2 protein-coding genes are annotated in these 1,509 nt (G+C 67.4%); both read left to right on the forward strand.

All coding sequences use genetic code 11. The annotated features are described in order from the left end of the window. Nucleotides 1-122 precede the first annotated feature (122 nt). On the forward strand, nt 123-497 hold the full coding sequence (locus EPO55_RS16390; protein WP_296338072.1) for a TfoX/Sxy family protein: 375 nt from the start codon (nt 123-125) through the stop codon (nt 495-497). A 306-nt stretch (nt 498-803) separates the two neighbouring features. Further along, a complete protein-coding gene (locus EPO55_RS16395; RefSeq protein WP_296338073.1) occupies nt 804-1,235 on the forward strand; it encodes an OmpA family protein in 432 nt (143 codons plus the stop codon). The last annotated feature ends 274 nt before the right edge of the window (nt 1,236-1,509 follow it).

Genomic DNA, 1,509 nt, shown 5'->3' on the forward strand with positions numbered 1-1,509 from the left:
GGTTTTACTGGCGGGGGCGGTCCAGGCATGGGCCGCCCCTTCGCTTTGCAGGCAGGCATCCCTTTCGATCCGCCGGCTCCCGGCGCGTCATCCGCGCTATCCTGCGGAGGACGGAGGACAGGATGGTTGCCAGCGACAGCTTTGCCGAGTTCCTGCGCGAGCAGCTGGCGCCGCTCGGCCGCGTCACGCTGCGGCGCATGTTCGGCAAGACCGGCGTGTTCTGCGACGGGGTGATGTTCGCCGTGGTGGCCGACAACATGCTCTACCTGCGGCTCGACGACCATAACCGGGCGGCCTTCGCGGAGGCCCTCGCCTCGCCGCTCCTCAACTACGAGAAGAAGGGCGCCACCATAGATCTCGCCTTCTGCCGCGCGCCGGAGCGGCTGTTCGACGAAACCGATGAACTGGTCGCCTGGGCGCGCCTTGCCCTGGCGGCGGCGCGCCGGGTCGCGGCGAAGCGGAAGCGGGCGGCGCCACGGCGAAAATCAAAGCCGTAGCTCGCATCGCGCGGATGGGCCTTGTCCGCACTCTCTTCATATCCCTGCTTTCCGCCATCGCTGCAGCCTCCGTTGCCCGCGGCCACGGTCCGGTGCGCCCGACCTGTGCCCTGGCTGTGAGCGATTCTTGTTGCGAACCTCTCGCAACACCACGGTCGGGGGCCCGGACGGCACCGGGGCCAGGCCAGGGCGCCTTCACCCGGATTGAAACCTGTCGTGATTGCTCCCGCAGACGTGGTGGGCCAGACTGCCTCTGCGGCCGAGGCCGCTGAGCGATCGAACATACATCATGGGGAGGAGAGGGTTATGTTCAGGAAATTGTTCGTTCTCATCGCGGCCGCGTCCTTGTTGAGCGCCTGCGGCGAGCCCGCCGTCACACCACCGCCCGCACCGCCGGCGCCGCAGGCGCCCGTGTCGTACATGACGTTCTTCGACCTGGGCAGCACCAAGCTCAGTGACCAGTCCATGCAGACGATCAGCCAGGCGGCCCAGGTCTACAAGACCAAGGTCAGTGCGCGGATCCAGGTGACCGGCTACGCCGACACGGTGGGCTCGCCCGCCATGAACGTGCAGCTGTCTCAGCGCCGCGCCACCGTGGTCAAGGACGCCCTGGTCAAGGCAGGCGTGCCGGCCGCGGCCATCGCGACAAGCGGCGACGGCGAAACCGGCCTGCTGGTCAACACCGGCGACCAGGCGAACGAGCCGCGCAACCGCCGCGTTGCGATCGTCATCCAGTAGTCGACATCCACCAGCGAAACGTCGCCTGCACCAGCCTGGTGCAGGCGACGCAGCACGGCCGACCACTGCCTTCACATCGCGCGCCAGAGCGGCTGTTCGACGAACCCGATGAGTTCGTCGCGTGGGCGCGCTGCGGCGCAGGATGAGCCATCGCCGACGCTTCAATTGAACGAGGATGGGGAACGCGAAGTCATCGACCGGCCGTGGGAGGACAATATGCGACCAGTTCTCGTTTTTCTGGCCCTGACCCTGCTGTCGACACCGGCATTGCCCC

Origin of the sequence: Reyranella sp. (assembly GCF_004296935.1) — a bacterium.
Classification (GTDB): Bacteria; Pseudomonadota; Alphaproteobacteria; order Reyranellales; family Reyranellaceae; genus Reyranella.